This is a genomic window from Streptomyces sp. AN091965 (assembly GCF_022698285.1).
Classification (GTDB): domain Bacteria; phylum Actinomycetota; class Actinomycetes; order Streptomycetales; family Streptomycetaceae; genus Streptomyces.
Map to the genome: position 1 here is coordinate 4397914 of NZ_JALDMY010000001.1, position 20570 is coordinate 4418483.

Annotated in this window: 20 protein-coding genes; 11 read left to right on the forward strand and 9 right to left on the reverse strand. The window is 72.0% G+C overall.

What is annotated here, in order from left to right; genetic code table 11:
- Positions 1-27: 27 nt before the first annotated feature.
- From MQV74_RS18365 to galU, 5 genes are all read right to left on the reverse strand, one after another.
- Positions 28-651 (reverse strand): GNAT family N-acetyltransferase, encoded by a 624-nt coding sequence (locus MQV74_RS18365; protein ID WP_242728811.1) that lies wholly within the window; start codon positions 649-651, stop codon positions 28-30.
- Positions 648-1181: a MogA/MoaB family molybdenum cofactor biosynthesis protein gene (locus MQV74_RS18370; protein WP_242719035.1), complete on the reverse strand. Its 534-nt coding sequence runs from the start codon at positions 1179-1181 to the stop codon at positions 648-650. Before MQV74_RS18370 ends, MQV74_RS18365 begins: the two co-directional genes overlap by 4 nt.
- Positions 1178-1669 carry a cyclic pyranopterin monophosphate synthase MoaC gene (gene moaC / locus MQV74_RS18375; RefSeq protein ID WP_242719037.1) on the reverse strand — a complete coding sequence of 164 codons (492 nt, stop codon included), beginning with the start codon at positions 1667-1669 and terminating at the stop codon, positions 1178-1180. The genes MQV74_RS18370 and moaC overlap by 4 nt, the downstream gene beginning before the upstream one ends.
- Positions 1670-1800: 131 nt before the next feature.
- Positions 1801-3177 carry a molybdotransferase-like divisome protein Glp gene (gene glp, locus MQV74_RS18380; RefSeq protein ID WP_374120642.1) on the reverse strand — a complete coding sequence of 459 codons (1377 nt, stop codon included), beginning with the start codon at positions 3175-3177 and terminating at the stop codon, positions 1801-1803.
- A 3-nt stretch (positions 3178-3180) separates the two neighbouring features.
- Positions 3181-4083: a UTP--glucose-1-phosphate uridylyltransferase GalU gene (gene galU / locus MQV74_RS18385; protein WP_242719039.1), complete on the reverse strand. Its 903-nt coding sequence runs from the start codon at positions 4081-4083 to the stop codon at positions 3181-3183.
- Positions 4084-4177: 94 nt separating this feature from the next.
- Between galU and MQV74_RS18390 the strand changes: the two genes are divergently transcribed.
- The gene (locus MQV74_RS18390) at positions 4178-4789 is read left to right on the forward strand and encodes a 5-formyltetrahydrofolate cyclo-ligase (protein WP_242719041.1); all 612 of its coding nucleotides are present in this window, start codon (positions 4178-4180) and stop codon (positions 4787-4789) included.
- Positions 4790-4881: 92 nt separating this feature from the next.
- Here the strand turns inward: MQV74_RS18390 and MQV74_RS18395 are convergent, their stop codons facing one another.
- Positions 4882-7755, reverse strand: coding sequence for a penicillin acylase family protein (locus MQV74_RS18395; RefSeq protein WP_242719042.1), 2874 nt, complete (start codon positions 7753-7755; stop codon positions 4882-4884).
- Positions 7756-7983: 228 nt separating this feature from the next.
- Here MQV74_RS18395 and MQV74_RS18400 point away from each other — a divergent pair, with 228 nt between their 5' ends.
- From MQV74_RS18400 to mscL, 6 genes are all read left to right on the forward strand, one after another.
- Positions 7984-9483: a potassium/proton antiporter gene (locus MQV74_RS18400; protein ID WP_278194901.1), complete on the forward strand. Its 1500-nt coding sequence runs from the start codon at positions 7984-7986 to the stop codon at positions 9481-9483.
- 533 nt (positions 9484-10016) lie between these two features.
- Entirely contained in the window at positions 10017-11282 is a 1266-nt protein-coding gene (locus tag MQV74_RS18405) for an MFS transporter (protein ID WP_242719044.1), read from the forward strand.
- Positions 11283-11349: 67 nt separating this feature from the next.
- Entirely contained in the window at positions 11350-11676 is a 327-nt protein-coding gene (locus tag MQV74_RS18410) for an FmdB family zinc ribbon protein (RefSeq protein WP_242719046.1), read from the forward strand.
- 100 nt (positions 11677-11776) lie between these two features.
- A complete protein-coding gene (locus tag MQV74_RS18415; protein ID WP_242719048.1) occupies positions 11777-12628 on the forward strand; it encodes an S-methyl-5'-thioadenosine phosphorylase in 852 nt (283 codons plus the stop codon).
- Positions 12629-12847: 219 nt separating this feature from the next.
- Positions 12848-13501, forward strand: a complete 654-nt coding sequence (locus MQV74_RS18420; protein WP_278194170.1) for an RcpC/CpaB family pilus assembly protein — start codon at positions 12848-12850, stop codon at positions 13499-13501.
- 138 nt (positions 13502-13639) lie between these two features.
- Positions 13640-14137 carry a large conductance mechanosensitive channel protein MscL gene (gene mscL, locus MQV74_RS18425; protein ID WP_242719050.1) on the forward strand — a complete coding sequence of 166 codons (498 nt, stop codon included), beginning with the start codon at positions 13640-13642 and terminating at the stop codon, positions 14135-14137.
- Between the two features lie 40 nt (positions 14138-14177).
- On the opposite strand, the gene MQV74_RS18430 is transcribed toward mscL, so the two are convergent.
- The gene (locus MQV74_RS18430) at positions 14178-14396 is read right to left on the reverse strand and encodes a hypothetical protein (protein ID WP_242719052.1); all 219 of its coding nucleotides are present in this window, start codon (positions 14394-14396) and stop codon (positions 14178-14180) included.
- Positions 14397-14842: 446 nt separating this feature from the next.
- On the opposite strand from MQV74_RS18430, the gene MQV74_RS18435 reads away from it, so the two are divergent.
- The 4 genes from MQV74_RS18435 to MQV74_RS18450 all read left to right on the forward strand — a co-directional run bounded on the left by MQV74_RS18435 (position 14843) and on the right by MQV74_RS18450 (position 19696).
- A complete protein-coding gene (locus MQV74_RS18435) occupies positions 14843-16054 on the forward strand; it encodes a low temperature requirement protein A (protein ID WP_242719054.1) in 1212 nt (403 codons plus the stop codon).
- A gap of 75 nt (positions 16055-16129) precedes the next feature.
- Positions 16130-17248, forward strand: a complete 1119-nt coding sequence (locus MQV74_RS18440) for a P1 family peptidase (protein WP_242719055.1) — start codon at positions 16130-16132, stop codon at positions 17246-17248.
- A gap of 238 nt (positions 17249-17486) precedes the next feature.
- Positions 17487-18719, forward strand: a complete 1233-nt coding sequence (locus MQV74_RS18445; protein WP_242719057.1) for a L,D-transpeptidase — start codon at positions 17487-17489, stop codon at positions 18717-18719.
- Positions 18720-18922: 203 nt separating this feature from the next.
- The gene (locus tag MQV74_RS18450; RefSeq protein WP_242719059.1) at positions 18923-19696 is read left to right on the forward strand and encodes a DUF6227 family protein; all 774 of its coding nucleotides are present in this window, start codon (positions 18923-18925) and stop codon (positions 19694-19696) included.
- Positions 19697-19780: 84 nt separating this feature from the next.
- On the opposite strand, the gene MQV74_RS18455 is transcribed toward MQV74_RS18450, so the two are convergent.
- Together MQV74_RS18455 and MQV74_RS18460 are read right to left on the reverse strand one after the other, a co-directional pair.
- The gene (locus tag MQV74_RS18455; RefSeq protein ID WP_242719061.1) at positions 19781-20038 is read right to left on the reverse strand and encodes a hypothetical protein; all 258 of its coding nucleotides are present in this window, start codon (positions 20036-20038) and stop codon (positions 19781-19783) included.
- Between the two features lie 101 nt (positions 20039-20139).
- Complete coding sequence (locus MQV74_RS18460; RefSeq protein ID WP_242719063.1) at positions 20140-20532, reverse strand: hypothetical protein; 393 nt, start codon at positions 20530-20532, stop codon at positions 20140-20142.
- Positions 20533-20570 lie beyond the last annotated feature (38 nt).

Sequence of the window (20570 nt, forward strand, 5' to 3'; positions counted from 1 at the left end):
CCGCACCTGCGCCGCGCACACGCTCCGCTACGCGGTGTGCCGTGGCCGGGCCCGGTGCCAGCGGTGCAGCAGGCCCTCCGGGACCTCCTCGGCGGTGAGCGCGAACACGAGGTGGTCGCGCCAGGCCCCGTCGATGTGAAGATATCGTGGACGAAGCCCCTCCTCGCGGAATCCGAGTTTCTCCACGACCCGGCGGCTCGGCGCGTTCTCCGGCCGAATGCAGACCTCGACGCGGTGCAGCCCGACCGTACGGAAGCAGTGGTCGACCACGAGCGCCACGGCGGTCGGCATCACCCCGCGCCCCGCGACGGACTCGTCCACCCAGTACCCGACGTGCCCGGAGCACATCGAGCCCCAGGTGATCCCGGCGACCGTCAACTGCCCGACGAGCCGCCCCTGGTAATCGATGACGAACGGCAGCATCCGGCCCGCGTTGGCCTCCGCCCGCAGGTGCCGGACCATCTGGCGGTACGTGGGCCGGTGCGCGACCGGGCCGCCGGGCGTGGGCGGCGGGATCGTGGCCTCCCAGGGGCGCAGCCAGTCGCGGTTGCGCCGGTTGACCTCGCGCCAGGCGCGCTGGTCACGCAGCTTTATGGGGCGGAGGGTGACATCACCGTCCGTCAGCTCGGCGGGCCAGCTGGGGGTGTTCAGCTCGCACCCCCGTCGGTTCTCGGATGGTCGCCGCCGCGCAGCTGGTCGACGGCGTGCGTCAGGAGCGGGCCCAGGACCGCGAGGCCGTCGCGCACCCCACCGCTGGACCCGGGCAGGTTCACGATCAGGGTGCGGCCCGCGACCCCGGCCAGGCCCCGGGAGAGCGCGGCCGTGGGCACCTTCTCGCGGCCGTACGCCCGGATCGCCTCCGGGATGCCCGGCACCTCGTGGTCGAGGACGCCACGGGTCGCCTCGGGCGTGCGGTCGGTGGGCGAGACGCCGGTGCCGCCGGTGGTGAGGATGACGTCGTACCCGGCCTCGACCCCGGCGCGCAGGGCCCGCGCCACGGGATCGCCGTCGGGCACCACCTGAGGGCCGTCGACGACGAAGCCGAGCGCGGCGAGCCCCTCGGCGATGATCGGCCCGCCCGTGTCGGCGTAGACACCGGCGGCGGCGCGGTTGGACGCGGTGACGACGAGGGCGCGGTACGGGGCCGGGGAGCCCGGGGCGGCGCCGGTGGAGGCGCTCACGCGCCCTCCCCCTCGCGGCTCCAGGTGCCGGACTTGCCGCCCGTCTTCTCCTCCACCCGTACGTCCGTGATGACGGCCCCCTTGTCGACGGCCTTCACCATGTCGACGACCGTGAGCGCGGCGACGCTCACCGCCGTGAGGGCCTCCATCTCCACGCCCGTGCGGTCCGTCGTCTTCACGGTGGCGATGATCTCCACGGCGTCGTCGGCGACGGACAGGTCGAGCTTCACCCCGGAGACGGCCAGCGGGTGGCAGAGCGGGATCAGGTCGGGCGTGCGCTTGGCGCCCATGATGCCCGCGATCCGGGCGGTCGCGAGGGCGTCGCCCTTCGGGACGCCCTCGCCGCGCAGCAGCTCGATCACGCGTGGCGCGACCAGGACGCGTCCGCTCGCCCGCGCGGTGCGCGCGGTCACGTCCTTCTCCGATACGTCGACCATGCGGGCGGCGCCCGCTTCGTCGATGTGCGTCAGTCCCTGCTGGGTGCTCATGTGCTGTGGCGCTCCTGGTCCGGACCCCGCGCGGGCGCGCGGCCTGCTGTGCGCGACACCGTACCGCCCGTCCGCCGCGCGCGGTCGCCCCACCCGAGCCCGACGCCCTTCGTCCCCGCCCGGGGCGGGCGTCAGCCGAGGAGCACCACGTCGACCTCCGCGCCCGGCTCGACCGACGTCGTGTCCTCGGGGACGACGATCAGCGCGTCCGCCTGCGCGAGGGCGGCGACGAGATGCGACCCGCTGCCGCCGACGGGCGTCACCGTGCCCGCCCCGGCGTCGTGGCGCCCGCGCAGGAACTGGCGTCTGCCGGACGGGGACGTGAGTGCGCCGGCACCGCCCAGCCGGGCCCGGGTGGTGGTCCTGTGCACGTCCGGCAGGCCCATCAGGGTGCGCACGGCGGGCCGCACGAAGACCTCGAAGGAGACGTACGACGACACGGGGTTGCCCGGCAGGGCGAGCAGCGGGGTGTGGTCGGGGCCGATCGAGCCGAAGCCCTGCGGCTTGCCGGGCTGCATGGCGAGCTTGCGGAACTCCACGCCGCCGCCCGCCCCGAGGCCCTTCTCGTCGTCCGGGTCGCCGATGGCGGAGAGGGCCTCCTTGACGACGTCGTACGCGCCGACGCTGACGCCGCCCGTGGTGACCACGAGGTCGGCGCGGATGAGCTGGTCCTCGATGGTGGAGCGCAGGGTCTCCGCGTCGTCGGCGACGGCACCCACCCGGTAGGCGATCGCCCCGGCCTCGCGGGCGGCGGCCGTGAGGGAGAAGCTGTTGGAGTCGTAGATCTGACCGTCGGCCAGTTCCTCACCGGGCTGGACCAGTTCGCTTCCGGTGGACAGGACGACCACGCGCGGGCGCGGGCGCACCGTGACCGTGCCCCGGCCGATCGCGGCGAGCAGGGCGATCTGCGGAGCGCCGAGGACCGTGCCCGCGGTCAGGGCGCGGTCGCCCGCCCGCACGTCGCTGCCGCGCGCGCGGACGTGGGCGCGGGGCTTCGCCGGGCGGTACACCCGGACTTCCCCGGAGGCGCCCTCGGGGGCCGCGCTGTGGGCCCGCATCCCGGAGACCGGGCCTTCGCCGAGCCCGCCGTCGGTCCACTCCACGGGCACGACCGCCTCGGCGCCGGGCGGCAGCGGGGCGCCGGTCATGATGCGGGCGGCCTGCCCGGGGCCGACGGTGGGCTGCTCGCCCTGCCCGGCGGCGACGTCGCCGACGACGGTCAGGACGGCGGGGAACTCCTCGCCCGCGCCCGCGACGTCGGCGGCGCGGACCGCGTACCCGTCCATGGAGCTGTTGTCGAAGGGCGGCAGCGACACGGGCACCGTGACGTCCTCGACCAGGACGCAGCCCTGGGCGTCGAGGAGCTGGAGCTCGATGGGCTCCAGCGGGCGGACGGCCGCCAGGATGTCCTCCAGGTGCTCGTCCACCGACCACACGTGCTCCTGGCCGGTGTCCTGCCCGCGGTGCGCCCCGGTGCCGCCGTGCGTCGTCGTGCCGCTGCTGCTCAAGTGCTACATCTCCTCGGTGACGTAACTGCGGAGCCAGGCCTTGAAGTCGGGGCCCAGGTCTTCACGTTCGCACGCGAGTCTGACAATGGCACGCAGATAGTCGCCGCGGTCGCCGGTGTCATAGCGGCGGCCCTTGAAGACCACGCCGTGCACCGGGCCGCCGACCTTTTCGTCGGCCGCGAGCTGCTGGAGGGCGTCGGTCAGCTGGATCTCGCCGCCGCGGCCCGGCTCGGTCGTGCGCAGTATGTCGAAGATGTGCGGGTCGAGGACATACCGGCCGATGATCGCGTAGTTCGAGGGGGCGTCCGCCACGTCCGGCTTCTCGACCAGGTCGGTGACCTTCACGACGTCGGCCTCGTCGGTGGCCTCGACGGCCGCGCAGCCGTAGAGGTGGATCTGCTCGGGCGCGACCTCCATGAGCGCGATGACGCTGCCGCCGCACCGGTCCTGGATCTCGACCATGCGGGCGAGCAGCGGGTCGCGCGGGTCGATCAGGTCGTCGCCCAGGAGCACCGCGAAGGGCTCGCGGCCCACGTGCGGGGCGGCGCACAGGACGGCGTGACCGAGGCCCCTGGGGTCGCCCTGGCGGACGTAGTGCATGGTGGCCAGGTCGCTGGACTCCTGGACCTTCGCGAGCCGGGATTCGTCGCCCTTCTTCTCCAGGGCGGACTCCAGCTCGTAGTTGCGGTCGAAGTGGTCCTCCAGGGGGCGCTTGTTGCGGCCCGTGATCATGAGGACGTCGTCCAGGCCCGCGGCGACCGCCTCCTCCACCACGTACTGGATCGCCGGCTTGTCGACGACCGGCAGCATTTCCTTGGGCGTGGCCTTGGTGGCGGGCAGGAAGCGCGTGCCAAGACCAGCTGCGGGGATGACAGCCTTGGTGATCTTGGGGTGAGACTCAGTCATGCCCGTCACCATATCCGGTGCCTATGCGGAGAATCTGCGGCTTCGGATTATTGGCCCATATTTGAGCACAATAGGAAGGATGTGTGACTTCGCCATGGATCACCCCGACTCCGGCAAGGGAATCAAGCGCACATTGCGTGCGGAGATCCTCGCGGTAAGAAGGGGGTTGCCGCCAGATGACGCACACAAGGCGGCGGCCGAGCTCGCCGGGCGCGCGCTGGATCTGCCCGAACTCGCCACGGCCCGCACGGTCGCCGCGTACGTCTCCGTGGGCGGCGAACCGGGCACCCGCGCGCTCCTCGACACCCTCCACGCGCGCGGGACCCGCGTCCTGCTGCCGGTGCTGCTCCCGGACAACGACCTGGACTGGTCGGCGTACACCGGCCCCGGCTCGCTCGCCCGCGTCCAACACCCCGGCAAGATGACCCTGTTGGAGCCCTCCGGCCCGCGACTCGGCCCGGACGCCGTCCTGGAGGCCGACGCCGTGCTGCTCCCAGGGCTCGCGGTGGACGGGCACGGCACGCGCCTGGGGCGCGGCGGCGGCTCGTACGACCGCGTCCTGGCGCGCCTGGAGCGGGCGGGAGCCGATCCCGCGCTCGTCGTGCTCCTGTACGACGCCGAAGTCGTCGCGCACGTCCCCGGAGAGGCGCACGACCGCCCGGTGCGCGCCGTCGTGACGCCTTCCGGGGTACGGCGTTTCGACTGAGGCCTCCGAAAGCGTCGGCATGCGAAAGGGCCCTCCACGCGCGCGTGGAGGGCCCTTTCGCATCACGTGCCCGTACGGGCTTCAGCTCTGACTCAGGGCTTGAGCACCAGCGTGTCGCTCGTGCTGTCGTCGACGCCCTTCTTGGAGAAGGACCACGGCAGCAGCTCACCCTTGACCCACTTGCTGGTCTGGTCGGTGTAGTGGTCGCTGTAGGCGTGGCCCGAAGCGCCGGTGAGGTTGATCCACTTGGACTTGTCGAAGTCCTTCAGGTTCACCACCATCCGCATCGACGGCACCCAGATGACGTCGTAGCCGCCCGCCGCGTTCCAGCCGGTGGCGTTGACCGTGGCCTCGCCGCCGCCGAGCTTCCAGGGGCCGCGGTTGAGCACCCACTGGATCCAGCCGGGGCCGTCCGTGCCGAGCGTCTGGTTCTTCAGCGTGAGCCGGTGCAGCCGGCCCCAGCTCCAGGTGTCGATGTCCTTGCCGAGCTTGGCCGTCAGGTCCCAGCGGGCGTCCGCGAGGGCACGGGCGAAGAGCTGGTCGCGGTTCTTCGTCTCCTTGTCCGTGCGGTTGCGCGGGGTCTTCCACCAGTCGTTGTCCTCGTCGTTGAGGATCTTGCGGATGACCTCGAAGTAGCGGTCGCCGCCGTCGGGCTGCGCCGAGTCCGCGTCGCGCTCGCCGCACTCGCGGACCTTCTTGTCCTCGTCGGCGGGCCGGGTGTCGCTGGCGTGGTCCACCCACAGGCACTGGCCCTTGACGCGCAGCTCCTTGGGCAGCTTGTTGCCGATGGAGAGCTGCAGGATGCTGCGCCAGACGGCGTTGAAGTACGCGGCCGCCGCCGAGTCGGCGTCCTGGGTGTAGTCCCAGCCCTCCAGGAGCTTCTGCGCCTCACGGACGTGCTTGTCGCCGATGTCGACCTTGAGCAGCTTGGGCACGAGCAGGCGTGCGATCTCGCTGCTGTTGTCGGTCTGCATCAGCCGCATGTCCTCCGTGGAGATCTTGCCGCCGTTCTTGGTCTTGGCCTTGATCAGGTCCTCGATGCGCTGGCTGCGCGCGCCGTAGCCCCAGTCCGTCGTGAGCTTGTACGGGTACTTGTCGCTGACCACGGCCTGGTTGGCGGTGACGATGTAGCCGCGCTTGGGGTTGTACTCGTAGGGCAGCTTGTCCTGCGGGATGTAGCCGTCCCAGCGGTACTTCGGGTCCCAGCCGGGCGCGGGCAGCGAGCCGTCGCCCTTCCCGCGCGTGGGGATCCTGCCCGGGGCCTGGTAGCCGATGTTGCCCTTGGTGTCGGCGTAGATGAGGTTCTGCGAGGGCACCTCGAAGGAGGCCGCCGCCTTGCGGAACTCCTTGAAGTCCTTCGCCCGGTTGAGCTCGAAGACGGCGTCCATGGACTTGCCCGGGGTGAGCGCGGTCCAGCGCAGCGCGACGCCGTAGCCCTCGCCGCGGTCCGGGGCCGCCGAGTCGACCTGGGCCTTCTTGCCGACCCTGACCAGTTCGTCGTCCCGGTCGGAGATCAGCGGGCCGTTGTTGGTCTCCCGGACGGTGATCGTCTTGGTCTTGCCGCCCGCGACCTTGATCTTCTCCTCGCGGGTGGTGAACGGCAGCACCTTCTCGCCGAACTGGTACCCGTCCGCGGTGAACTTCTCCAGGTAGAGGTCCGTGACGTCGGCGCCCAGGTTCGTCATGCCCCAGGCGATGTCCTGGTTGTGGCCGATGACCACGCCGGGCATCCCGGAGAACGTGTAGCCGCTGACGTCGTACTGGCACTTCGCCGAGACCGTCCGGCAGTGCAGGCCCATCTGGTACCAGACGGACGGCAGCTGCGGCGCCAGGTGCGGGTCGTTGGCCAGCAGGGGCTTGCCGGTGATGGTGTGGGCGCCGGAGACGACCCACGAGTTGGAGCCGATGCCGTTGCCGTTCGAGCCGAGGCCCGCGTCCGGGACCTCGTCGAGCACGTCGGAGAGGCCGGAGAGCTGCGACTGGAGGCCGTTGGGGGGCGGGGTTCCGCCCGCGACACCGGTGCCCGCGGCGCCGGTGCCGGTACCCGTACCGGTACCCGTGCCGGTACCTGTACCCGTGCCAGTGCCGGTACCCGTGCCGGTGCCGGTACCCGTGCCGGTGCCGGTACCCGTGCCGGTGCCGGTACCCGTGCCGGTGCCGGACTGCGTCTGGGAGTCGTCCGTGGCGTCGCTGCTGAACTTCCCGGTGACCGGGTCGTACGCGCCCTCCTGGACGATCGGCTTGTTCCGGTCGTACGGGTAGTCCGGGTACAGGTCCTTGATCTGGGACGGGCCGAGGCGGCTCGTCATCAGGGAGCGGTCGATCTCGTCCTGCATGTTGCCGCGCAGGTCCCAGGCCATGGCCTTGAGCCAGGCCACCGAGTCGACGGGCGTCCACTTCTGGGGCTTGTAGTCGTTCTCGAACTCGAGCGCCGCGTACTCGAGCGAGATCTCCTTGCCCGCCTTGCCGTCGAGATAGGCGTTGACCCCCTTGGCGTACGCCTGGAGGTACTTCTTCGTCTCGGGCGAGAGCTTGGAGTCGTACTCCTTCTTGGCCACCCGGTGCCAACCGAGGGTGCGCAGGAATTCATCGGTCTTGACCTGGCTCTTGCCGAACATCTCGGAGAGCCGCCCGGAGGTCATATGGCGGCGGACGTCCATCTCCCAGAAGCGGTCCTGCGCCTGCACGAACCCCTGGGCCATGAACAGGTCCTCGGCGGAGTCGGCGTAGATCTGCGGGATGCCGTTGCCGTCGCGCTTGACGTCGACCGGGCCCTTCAGACCCTTCAGGTCGATGGTGCCCTTGGTCTGCGGGAAGGAGGCGCGGACGGTGCTGATGCTCCAGTACGCGCCGAAGCCGATGCCGCCGACGACGGCCAGGACCAGGAGGATCACGATCAGTCGGGCGCGGCGCCCCTTCTTCTTCCCGGGCTTGGCGCCGGAAGGGGCGGTGGTGTTGGAGGGCATCGCTGTCCTTGCTGTCCTTCGCGAGCGGCAGTTCGGGGCATGGGCGGGTCCTGGAGTGCTGGAGCAACCATAGGCGCAGGGCGAGACGGCCCCGGACGCGGAGTCGGAAAGAGACATCGAACGGAAGTTCGCTCAATGTGGAAGAAGTACAGGGGTCCCCGTCAAGGAAGCGTTAAAACTTAGGTAAAGTAACGAAGCATCACGGCTCGCACGACGGAAGGAACGCCCCTGTCTGTCCACGACCTCAACCAGCTCCTGCTCGTCTCGTCGCTCGTCCTGCTCGTCGCGGTGGTCGCCGTGCGCATCTCCTCGCGCAGCGGACTGCCCAGCCTGCTGCTGTACCTCGGCATCGGCGTCGCCATGGGCCAGGACGGCATAGGCAACGTCACGTTCAACAACGCCCAGCTGACCCAGGTGATCGGCTACGCGGCACTCGTCGTGATCCTGGCCGAGGGCGGCCTCGGCACCAAGTGGGGCGAGATCAAACCGGCCCTTCCCGCGGCCGCGTCCCTGGCGCTCGGGGGCGTCGCGGTGAGCGTCGGCGTGACCGCTGCGGGCGCGCACTACCTGGTCGGGCTCGAATGGCGACAGGCCCTCATCATCGGCGCGGTGGTCTCGTCGACGGACGCGGCCGCGGTCTTCTCCGTCCTGCGCAGGGTCCCCCTCCCCTCCCGGGTCACCGGCATCCTGGAGGCGGAGTCCGGGTTCAACGACGCCCCCGTGGTGATCCTCGTCGTGGCCTTCTCGGCCGCGGGCCCCGTGGACCACTGGTACGTCCTCATCGGCGAGATCGCCCTGGAGCTCGCCATCGGCGCCGCCATCGGCCTCGCGGTGGGCTGCCTCGGCGCCTACGGCCTGCGGCACGTGGCGCTGCCCGCCTCCGGCCTGTACCCGATCGCGGTGATGGCCATCGCCGTGACCTCCTACGCGGCCGGGGCCATGGCCCACGGCAGCGGCTTCCTCGCGGTGTACCTCGCCGCGATGGTCCTCGGCAACGCCAAGCTGCCGCACTGGCCCGCCACCCGGGGCTTCGCCGAGGGGCTCGGCTGGATCGCGCAGATCGGCATGTTCGTCCTGCTCGGCCTGCTCGTCACGCCGCACACGCTGCTCGACGACATCTGGCCCGCCGTGCTCATCGGCCTGGTCCTGACGATCGTCGCGCGGCCCGTCTCGGTCGTCGTGAGCCTGCTGCCCTTCAAGACGGCCTGGCAGGAGAAGGCCCTGATGTCCTGGGCGGGCCTGCGCGGCGCCGTGCCCATCATCCTCGCCACGATCCCCATGGTGAACGGGGTCGAGGACAGCGAGCGCATCTTCAACATCGTCTTCGTCCTGGTCGTCGTCTACACGCTGATCCAGGGGCCCACCCTGCCGGGGCTCGCCAAGCTGCTCGGCCTCGGCAAGGGCACGACGGCCTCCGACCTCGGCATCGAATCGGCCCCCCTGGAGCGACTGCGCGGCCATCTGCTCTCCGTACCCGTACCGGAGGGCTCACGGCTGCACGGCGTCGAGGTCAACGAACTGCGGCTGCCCGCCGGCTCGGCCGTGACCCTCGTCGTACGGGACGAGACCTCGTTCGTGCCGCTGCCCACCACGGTCCTCCGGCACGGCGACGAGCTCCTGGTGGTGGCGACCGAACCGGCACGCGACGCGGCCGAGAAGCGGCTGCGCGCGGTGGCCCGGGGCGGCAAGCTCGCGGGCTGGCTGGGGGTGCAGGGAGCGCAGCGGTAGCCGCGCTCGGGGTGCCGCCAGGGCGCGGCCGGTGCGGCGCGGGGTTGCCGGGGCGTGGCCGGGGCGCTGCCTGGGTGGAGCCGGGGGGCGAGACGCTGCCTGGGCGGGGCCGGGGGCCGAGGCGCTGCCTGGGCGGGGCCAGGGGCCGAGGCGCTGCCTGGGTGCGGCCGCGGGGCCACCGCCGAGGCGCCGTCGGCGGATTTCCAGGACTACGGGGCACAGCCGGGGGATTCCCAGGTGTCACCGGTCTCACTTCTCGTAATCACAGGCCTCATTTGTGATGTACCTGTATGATGAAGGCGCACTCGGCACGTCCCGTCAGCGCGCTGCACCAGCGCCGGCGGAGCGCGTTCCGGGATCCACGCACCGACACTGATCGAACCAACTCTGTCTGACGCAGAGCTGGCGCGACCGTATGGCGGCCGCGGCGCCCTCGCAGTGGGCTGCCCGGTATCTACCGCAGTTCTGCGCTAGAGGACAGCTCTCGGCGCCCCCGCACGGGCGCGCTACCAGGCAGCAGAAAGGCATGGGCCGTGGCGTCCACGGTCACTGACCCCCGCCCGGGCTACGGGCAGTTGCTGCGCACCCCCCGCGCCTGGACGTTCCTGCTCCCCGGCTTCGCCGCGCGGCAGCCGTTCGCGATGCTCACCATCTCCATCGTGCTGCTCGTGCAGCACACCACCGGCTCGTACGGCGCCGCCGGTGCGGTCTCGGCCGTCACCGGCGTCTCCATGGCGCTGTTCGCCCCCTTCAGCGGCAAGCTCGCCGACCGGTTCGGGCAGCGCGCCGTGCTCCTGCCCGGCGTGCTCGTGCACACGGCGTCCGGCGTCACCCTCACCGTGCTCGCGCTGTCCGGCGCCCCCCTGTGGGCCCTCTTCGTCGCCGCGGTGCCCACGGGTGCCTCGACGCCGCAGATCGGCCCCATGGTGCGGGCCCGCTGGGGTGTCAAGCTCCAGGGCTCCCCGCTCGCCCAGACGGCAGCCGCGTTCGAGTCCGTCACGGACGAGCTGACCTTCGTGCTCGGCCCGCTGGTCGCGACCGCGCTGTGCACGGGCGTCGACCCGGCCGCCGGACTCCTCACGGAGGCCGGGCTGACCCTGGTGGGCGGCCTGCTGTTCGCCGCCCAGAAGAGCACCCAGCCGCAGCCGGCCGGCGACGCCCACGCACGCGTGAAGCACGATTCGGCGCTCCGGGTGCCCGGTGTGCGCGTACTGATCGTGACGTTCCTCGGCATCGGCACCGTCTTCGGCGGCATGCAGGTCGCCCTCGCCGCCTTCACCGAGTCCATCGACCGTCCCGGTCTGAACGGCGTCCTGTACGGCACCTTCGCCGCGGGCAACATGCTCTCCGGGATCGTCTGCGGCGCCCTCGCCTGGAAGGTCTCCCCGCAGCGGCGCCTCGTCGTCGGGTACGCGGCGCTGACCCTGATGGCCTCGGGCCTGTGGGCCGCGCAGTCCGTGCTGCTGCTCGCCGGGCTCGGCCTGCTCGTCGGCGTCTGCATCGCGCCCGCCCTGATCACCGGCTACACGCTGGTCGACAGCCTGGTCGCGCCGACCGCCCGTACGGAGGCCTTCACCCTGCTCACCGGCGCCGTCGCGCTGGGGCAGGCCGCCGCCGTCACGGTCGCGGGCCAGCTGGAGGACCGCCTCTGGGACGGCGCCGGATTCCTGGTCCCGCTCGGCGGCACGGTGCTCGCCCTGGCCGTGCTCCTGTCCCTGCGTTCGCGGCTCACTCCCCCCAGCGCGGGCCGGACCGTCGCACGTGGCGTGGGTCACCGCGTACCGGTGGCGGTGGACTGAACCCGCGGAATACGTCACTATGGACCGTCGTTAGCACTCATCGAGTGAGAGTGCCAGGAGGAAGCAAGTGCCGACGTACCAGTACCAGTGCACCGAGTGCGGCGAGGGCCTCGAGGCGGTGCAGAAGTTCACGGACGACGCCCTGACCGTGTGCCCGAACTGCGACGGACGCCTCAAGAAGGTGTTCTCGGCGGTCGGCATCGTCTTCAAGGGCTCCGGCTTCTACCGCAACGACAGCCGCGGCTCGTCGTCGAGCAGCTCGCCCGCGTCGTCCTCTTCGACGTCGTCGTCTTCGTCTTCTTCGAAGTCGTCCGCTTCGACGTCGTCCTCCTCCTCGTCGTCCTCGGACTCCAAGGCGTCGAGCACCACCTCGTCGAGCTCCTCGGCCGCGTAGCGCGCCGGTTCTCCGCACTCCGAAAGGCCCCGCCGTCCCCGGGACGGCGGGGCCTTTCGCGTACTCCCGGCCGTTTCCCCCTGCGGCTACTGTGCGAGCCATGGTGAACACGGCGAACGCGCAGCAGGCCGATGTCGGCGTCATCGGCGGATCGGGCTTCTACTCCTTCCTCGACGACGTGACCGAAGTGCACGTCGACACCCCCTACGGCGCCCCGAGCGACTCCCTCTTCCTCGGCGACATAGCGGGACGCCGGGTGGCCTTCCTGCCCCGCCACGGCCGCGGCCACCACCTGCCGCCGCACCGCATCAACTACCGCGCCAACCTGTGGGCCCTGCGCTCCATGGGCGTGCGGCAGGTGCTCGGCCCGTGCGCGGTGGGCGGTCTGCGCCCCGAGTACGGGCCGGGGACGCTGCTCGTGCCCGACCAGTTCGTGGACCGCACGTCGGGGCGCCCGCAGTCGTACTTCGACGGGCTTCCGCTGCCCGACGGCAGCGTGCCGAACGTGGTGCACGTGTCGCTGGCCGATCCGTACTGCCCGGCCGGGCGGGCCGCCGCGCTCAAGGCCGCGCGCGGCCGGGACTGGGAGCCGGTGGACGGAGGGACGCTCGTGGTGATCGAAGGCCCGCGGTTCTCGACCCGCTCGGAGTCGCGCTGGTACGCGGCGCAGGGGTGGTCCGTGGTGGGCATGACCGGCCACCCCGAGGCGGCGCTCGCCCGGGAGCTGGAGCTCTGCTACACGTCGCTGACGCTGGTCACCGACCTGGACGCGGGCGCGGAGTCGGGCGCGGGCGTCTCCCACGACGAGGTCCTGCGGGTGTTCTCCGCGAACGTGGACCGGCTGCGGACGGTGCTCTTCGACGCGGTGGCCGGGCTGCCAGCCGACGGGGAGCGGGACTGTCTGTGCGTGGGGGCGCTGGGCGGGATGGATCCGGGGTTCCCGCTGCCGTAGCCGAGTGCCAGGGCGGGCCCTCGGCGGGGCGGGCCCTCGGCGGAGCCAGCCCTCGGCGGAGCGGGGCCTCGGCGGAGCGGAACCTTCCCTTCGGGTGAGGGAGTTGTCCACAACCGGGCGGTAGCGCACGGGGCTCAGCGGGATCGGCGGCGGGCCCGCATCGTGGAATCGGAATCCGAGCTCATCGGTCCGACATCCTCACGGCGGGCGGTGGTCGTCATGACGCAGGACGCTTCACACATCGGCACGCGCACCGGCACGCGCACCGGCACCCGGCACGGTGCCCGGGCCGTGGCGTACGGGTCCGGGGCGCGGCCCGGGACAGGGCCCGGCGGCGGTGGGGGCACAGGCGCCCCGCCACCGCCCTGCCAGGTGCCCCACTTCTCCCCGGTCCACGTGCGCGGCGGGCGGCAGCGGCTGCGGCGCCTCGCGCGGCACCGCAGGCGGGCGGTGGCCGTGGGGCTCGCGATGACCGCCGCGGCACTCGCGGCGGCGGGCCCGCGGGAGACCGAGCGGGCGCGGCCCGGGGACTCCGCCGCGTCCGTGGCCGCCAAGGGGACGGACCGGGGCCGGGAGCCGGTGCGGCGGGCGGTCCGGCCGGTGAGCGCCCCGGTCCGGATCGCGGACGCGGCGACGGCACGCCTGCTGCGCCCCGGCGACCGCGTGGACGTGGTCGCGGCGGAGGACCCGGCGACGGGCCGCGGCACCGCACCCCGCGTGATCGCGGCCAACGCCCGGGTGGCCGAGGTGCCGGAGACCGCCGACGGCGCGGCCGAGGCCGGGGCGCTGGTCGTCCTCTCCGTGCCGGGAGCGACGGCTGCGCGGCTCGCGGGAGCGAGTGCCACGGCACGCCTCGCGGTGACGCTGCGATGAACCGCAAGCCCGCGCATGCGGCTGATGCCCTGTCAAGTCGCTCGTTCGCGTTACGGAAGTGGACAGGGCTGCCGGGCGCTGCCGTAGGTTGCGAAGCGGTTTGCCGCACAACCCGCATTTGCAACGAAAGGCCTAGTGGTGAGCGAGAAGAAGGAACCGAGCGTCTGGCAGGGCTTCAAGGCCTTCCTGACCCGCGGCAACGTCGTCGACCTGGCGGTCGCGGTCGTCATCGGCGCCGCGTTCACGAGCGTCGTGAACTCCGTGGTGAAGGGCGTCATCAACCCGCTGGTGGGCGCCTTCGGGACGAAGGACCTCGACCACTACAGCTCGTGTCTCAAGGACCCGTGCGTGGTGAAGAACGGCGAAGCCGTGAGCGGCATCCCGATCATGTGGGGCTCGGTGCTCAGCGCCACCCTCAGCTTCCTGATCACCGCGGCCGTCGTCTACTTCCTCATGGTCCTGCCGATGTCGAAGTACCTGGCCAAGCAGACCGCGCGCCAGGCGGCCAAGGAGGGCACGCAGGAGGTCATCGAGGTGACGGAGCTGGAGGTGCTCAAGGAGATCCGCGACGCCCTGGTCGCCCAGCGCGGCGCGAGCCCCGGCGGGACGGGGCAGACCGGCGACGACGCGCGCTAGCGGGGCCACGGGCCCGCGCCGCGCGGGCGGCGGCGCGGGCTCAGATGTGGTGGGGCGGCTTCTCGTCCAGGAAGCGGGCGAGGTCGGCGGCGCTGTCGCCGCCCGCGGTCGGCCGCTCGCCCCAGCCGCGGTCCGAGTCGTCCGCGGACTGCTGCGACAGCGGATCGTCGAAGATCAGCGCGCTGGCCGGCTTCTTGGCGGCCTGCCGGGGCGTCGTGTCCTCGGGGTCGCGCGACTCGGGGGCGGGGGCGGTGCTCATGCCTCCAGCGTACGTCCGCCTCCGCGGCCCCGGCCCCGCGGTGACTGCGGCCCGGGACGCGCGGGCCGCACCCCGAGGCGCGACGAACCCGGCCCGGTCCACAGCGACCCCGACCCGGCGCGTGATGAACACGGCCCGAGCCGTGGTGGCCACGGCCCGGCGCAGCACGGACCTGGCCCGAGCCGTGGTGACCCCGGCCCGGCGCGTGACGAACCCGGCCCGAGCCGCGGTGACCCCGGGCCCGGGCGTGACGGACCTGGCCCGAGCCGCAGCGGCCACGGCCCGGCGCGTGACGCGCACGGCCCGGCCGTTGAGGGCCCCGGCCCCGCGCGTGGCCGCCGTGGCCCGGCGCGTGGCGGAGGGTCGCCGCCGCCCACCCGGGTGCTCCCGCTCCGACACGGCTCGACCCGGGCCACCGGGCCGCCCGGCTCTGCTGTTCTTGCCCCATGATGTCCACTCCTTCCGCCGCGAGCCCGGCTCCTGCCTCCCCTCCCCCGCCGTTGCGCCCGATGGTCGCCCGCGGGCGGGAGGAGGCCCATCGCGCGGCGACACCGCTGGAGCTCTTCTTCGACCTGTGCTTCGTGGTCGCGGTCGCCCAGGCCGGGGTGCAGCTGGTGCACGCCGTGGCCGAGGGACACCCGGGCGACGGGGTCCTCAACTACGCGATGGTGTTCTTCGCGGTGTGGTGGGCCTGGATGAACTTCACCTGGTTCGCCTCGGCGTACGACAACGACGACTCGCTGTACCGCGTCGTGACCCTCCTCCAGATCGCCGGTGTCCTGGTGCTCGCGGCCGGGGTGTCGAAGGCCTTCGAGGACCATCAGTTCCTGGCCCTCTGGCTCGGCTACCTGATCATGCGGCTCGCGCTGATCGCCCAGTGGCTACGGGCGGCGGCCTCGACGACGGGCGACGAGCGGCGCACGGCACTGCGCTACGCGGCCGGGGTGGCGCTCTGCCAGGTGGGCTGGCTGGGCCTCCTCGTCCTGCCGGAGGGCGCCCGGTCGTGGACGTTCCTGGTGATGGCGATCGCCGAGATGGCCGTGCCGACGATCGCGGAGCGGGCGCGGACGACGCCGTGGCACCCGCACCACATCGCCGAGCGGTACGGCCTGTTCACGATCATCATGCTTGGCGAGACGATCTCCGCGGCGACGATCGCGGTGAAGTCGGGCATCGACGAGAACGACGCGCTCGGCGAGCTGCTGCCCATCGCCGTCGGCGGACTCCTGTTGATCTTCTCCGCGTGGTGGATCTACTTCGTGGTGCCGATCCACGGTCACCTCCGCTCCAACCAGCAGGCGTTCCTCTGGGGCTACGGCCACTACGTGATCTTCGGTTCGGCCGCGGCGATCGGCGCGGGCATCGAGGTGGCGGTGGAGCAGGCGGTCGGCAAGGCGCACATCTCGGAGACGGCGGCCTCGGCGGCGGTGACGATTCCGGCGGCGGTGTATCTGTTCGCGGTGTGGCTGTTGCACTCGCGCCACTTCAAGGTGGGGCTCGCGCAGCAACTGGTGCTTCCGGTCACGGCGGTCGCGATCCTGGCGTGCACGTTCGCGGGCCGCTGGGCGGTGCTCGCTGCGGGGGTCGTGGCGGCGCTCGCGGTGGCGGTCGGGGTGACGCTGACGACCCGGATGGTGCGGTCCGAGCAGAGTGCCTGACAGCCGCCGGAGGAGGGCACCCACCCGTCCCGAGCACCCGGTCCCCTCCGGCGAAGTCCGTGATACGCATGCCGCATGACGACATCTGACGCACCTGAGGCAGGGACGCGGGACGGGTCGGACGGGGCGCTGACCGACGTCGCGGGGCTGCGGGTCGGACACGCGGGCCGGATGGGCGACGGCTGGCTCAGCGGGACGACCGTCGTGCTCGCGCCGGAGGGCGGGGCCGTGGCGGCCGTGGACGTGCGCGGCGGCGGCCCGGGCACCCGGGAGACGGACGCGCTCGACCCGCGGAACCTGGTCCAGCGGGTGGAGGCGGTCGTGCTGACGGGCGGCAGCGCGTACGGCCTCGACGCCGCGACCGGGGTGATGGCCTGGCTGGAGGAGCGGGAGCGCGGGGTGCGGGTGGGGCCCGAGAGCAGGCACGTGGTGCCGGTGGTGCCCGCGGCGTGCGTGTTCGACCTGGGGCGCGGCGGCGCGTTCCGGGCGCGGCCCGACGCGGCGCTCGGGCGGGCGGCGGTGGAGGACGCGGCGGCGCGCCCGAGCGGTCACGCGATGGCCGAGGGCAATGTGGGCGCGGGCACCGGCGCGGTGGTGGGCGTGCTCAAGGGCGGCGTCGGCACGGCGAGCACGGTCCTCGGCTCGGGCGTCACGGTGGCCGCCCTGGTGGTGGCCAACGCGGCGGGGTCGGGGGTGGATCCGGCGACGGGGGCGTTGTACGGGCGGTTCTTCGAGGGGGCGCGGGTCGAGCTGCCCGCGGCCGAGGTCCACGAGGCGGCCCGGCGGCGCCTGGCCGAGGTCGCGGCGCGCAACGGACGGCCGCCGTTGAACACCACGCTGGCCGTCGTCGCCACGGACGCCGAGCTCACCAAGGCCCAGGCGCAGAAGCTCGCGGGCACCTCGCACGACGGCATGGCGCGGGCCGTGCGCCCGGTGCACCTGCTGAACGACGGCGACACGGTGTTCGCCCTGGCCACCGGCGAGCACCGGCTCGACGCCACGAACCCCTTGGCGCTGAACGAGATCCTGGCGGCGGGCGCGGACATGGTGACGCGAGCGATCGTCAGGGCCCTCCTGGCGGCAGACCCGGTGGAAACCCCGGGCGGCACCTTCCCGTCCTACCGAAGCCTCTACGAACCCGGCCCGAGCGGCCAGGCCGGCGAGGCCGGTGATCCGAGCCCGTCCGGCGTTTGAGGACGAGGCCCGAAGGACCAAAAAAAGGGGGAAAGGGGCGAAGCCCTATATACAGCCCAGAACATCCCAAGTGACGCCAGGGTAAAGGGCCTTGAGAACAGCCGCGGGCGCAGCCATGTGCCAGCGCTCACACCCGCATCCCGGAACCAATGCCCGGCCGGGCGACTCTTTACCCGTACTGGATCAGACCACGTACATACCAAGAACGTGCTGAACGCAGACCGAATGGGAGCAGCCCGTGACAACGCCGGACATTGCAGCGCAGCCTCAGCCCCGTCGCCGTCGGCGGGTCATGCTGGCGACCGCCGCGCTCGCAGCGGTCGGCGCGCTGACCCTGACGGCCTGCGGCGGTGACGCCGACGCCAAGGACGACAAGAAGTCCGGGGCGGCCAAGGACGCGTCCGGCGCCCAGATATCCATCTCCTCCAAGGACGGCGCGACCGACGCCTCGATCAACGCCACCGGCGTGAAGGTCAAGGACGGCAAGCTGACCGGCGTGAAGATGACGCAGGTGACGTCCGGCGCCGCGGTCGAGGGTTCCATATCCGCCGACGGCAGCACCTGGAAGCCCAAGGCGCAGCTGGAGCGCGGCACGAAGTACAAGGTCACCGCCGACGCCAAGGACGGCGAGGGCCGCCCGGCGACGGAGAACGCGACGTTCACGACGGTGTCGTCGGCGAACAGCTTCATCGGTTCGTACGCGCCGGACGGCGGCACCACCGTCGGCGTCGGCATGCCGGTGTCGTTCAACTTCGACAAGGCCATCGCGAACAAGAAGGACGTGCAGTCGCACATCACGGTCACGTCCAGCAGCGGGCAGAAGGTCGTCGGCCACTGGTTCGGCAACCAGCGCCTGGACTTCCGGCCGCAGGAGTACTGGAAGGCCGGTTCCAAGGTCACGATGAAGATCGCCCTGGACGGTGTGAAGGGCGGCAACGGCATCACCGGCGTCCAGGACAAGACGGTCACCTTCACCATCGGCCGCAAGCAGGTCTCCACGGTCGACGTGGGCGCCAAGAAGATGACGGTCGAGCGGGACGGCAAGGTCCTCAAGTCCGTCCCGATCTCCGCGGGCAGCGCGCAGAACCCCACGTACAACGGCCAGATGGTGATCTCCGAGAAGTTCGTCCAGACGCGGATGAACGGCTCGACGGTCGGCTTCGGCGGGGAGTACGACATCAAGGACGTGCCGCACGCCATGCGCCTGTCGACGTCCGGCACGTTCATCCACGGCAATTACTGGAGCTCGCCCTCCATCTTCGGTAGCACCAATACCAGCCACGGCTGTGTGGGGCTCCAGGACGTGCAAGGGGCGCAGGGCGACACGATGGGCAAGTGGTTCTACGACAACTCGCTGATCGGTGACGTCGTGACGGTCAAGGGTTCGCCGGACAAGACCATCGCCCCCGACAACGGCCTGAACGGCTGGAACATGTCGTGGAGCCAGTGGACGGCGGGCAGCGCCGAGTGACGCGGGCCTGACGGACACGCCACAAAAGGGGCGCGCGTGGCGCCCCGAACGGCGCACTCAGGGCCTCAACGGAGCGAGCCGCACGGGAACTTGCCGTGCGGCTCGATCGTTTTCCTGTTCCCGGACATGATGTCGGACCCAGGGGCTACGGTATGCACGCACAAGGTGACATGCAGCAACGCCGGAAGCATCCGGGAGTATCCGTGAGCGTTCCGTACGAGACAGCGTACGAACCACCTGAGTCGCCCGAGCCCCTGACTCCAGAGGAGCACCTCGAGCGACTGCTCAGCCGCGCGCTGAACTCCTTCGACCTGCCGGACGACGCGGTCCGGCGCCTGGAGCGGTCCCTCGCCTACGACAGCTCACTGCACTCCGCGCACCACAGCGCGGGCCTGCACCGCGAGACGTACCGCCACACCTGGCTGCTCGCCGACGGCAGCGCGCTCACCCTCTGGGAGCTCGTGCACAACGCGGGCCCCGGCAGCCAGGCCCAGTACGAGCTGTATCTGGACGAGGAGGAGGCCGGAGTCGCCACCGCGCGCCTTCCGCTGCCGCCCGACACCCCGGCCGGGGACCTGCCGGTCGTCCTCCAGCTGACCGCCGCGCACGAACCGCGGCACACGTACGTGCCGGACGACTCGGCCGACCACGCGCGCAGGCTGCTGCGCCGCGCCGAGAACCCGGCGAGCGTGGACCGCCCCGGCGAGGACATGGCGCGACTGCTGCGCGCGGCCTTCGCCCACCAGATCACCCAGGCCTTCGGGCGCTCCGGCCTCACCGGCGAGGCCCGGCTCGGCTTCTCGCTGTACGAGCACGCCTTCCTGCTCTTCGACGGCTCGGAAGTCAGCCTGTGGGAGGTCGAGCACACGGCGACGACCGACGGCCGCCACATGTGCGAGGTGTATGTGAGCGAGCACGCGGCCCGCGCGGCGATGGAGCGGCGGGCCCGGGCGTTCCCGGTGACGCGCAGCCGCTAGCCGCTCGGGCGCACCCGCGCCCGAGCGTGGTCGGCGGTCACGCGCGAGGTCCAGGGCCTGTCGGCCGGGTCGGCCGGGTCGGCCCTAGTCGCGCCCCTTGCCGAACTGCCGGACCAGACCGGCGAAAGCGGCCCGCTCGGCCGCCGTCAGCTGCACGGACTCCGCGCCCGGCGGACCCGATTGGACGGGCAGTGAGCGCAGCGCGGGACCGCCCGCGCCCGAGACCTCAGGTCCTGCCTCCCGGCCGCGGCGCAGCCGCAGGAAGGTCACGGCCCAGAGGGTGGTCACGGCGGCGAACAGCGCCACACTTGTCTGCTGAACGATCGAAGCACCGTCGAACATGCCGCTCAGTAGACAACAGCCGCCAGCCTAACAACAGGGGCGTTTATGGGACTTTGGCCTTGAAGTGACGCATCTCCCATCGGGCGGGGTTGATCCGGGCGTCAGGATTCCGGTTCGCGCTCGCCGGTGACCAGGCCCGCCATGCGTACGCAGATCGCGGGGAGTTCGGGGGCCTCCAGGTCCCAGTCCTCGGTGTCGACACCAGCGAGCAGGCAGGATGCCCACAGGGTGGCGAGCAGCCGGGCGGCGACGTCGGCGCGGGCCGGGCTGGCGGCGGGGGCCTGGCGGCGGACGGCGTGCGCGGCGTACTCGATCAGGGAGGGTTCGAGCAGCCAGCGGATGCCCGCGCCGGTCTCGATGAGGAAGCCGGAGTAGACGGCGAGAAAGACGCGGTCGCTCTCCGTGGGCCGGTCGAGGCCGGCCCGCGCCTGCTCGGTGAGTTCGGTGACCATGCCGAGCAGGCTGCTGAGGTGGCTCTGCTGAAGCTGACTCACGGTGGCCCCCACGGGTGTGGCCCGCGCCCGGGCGCCCA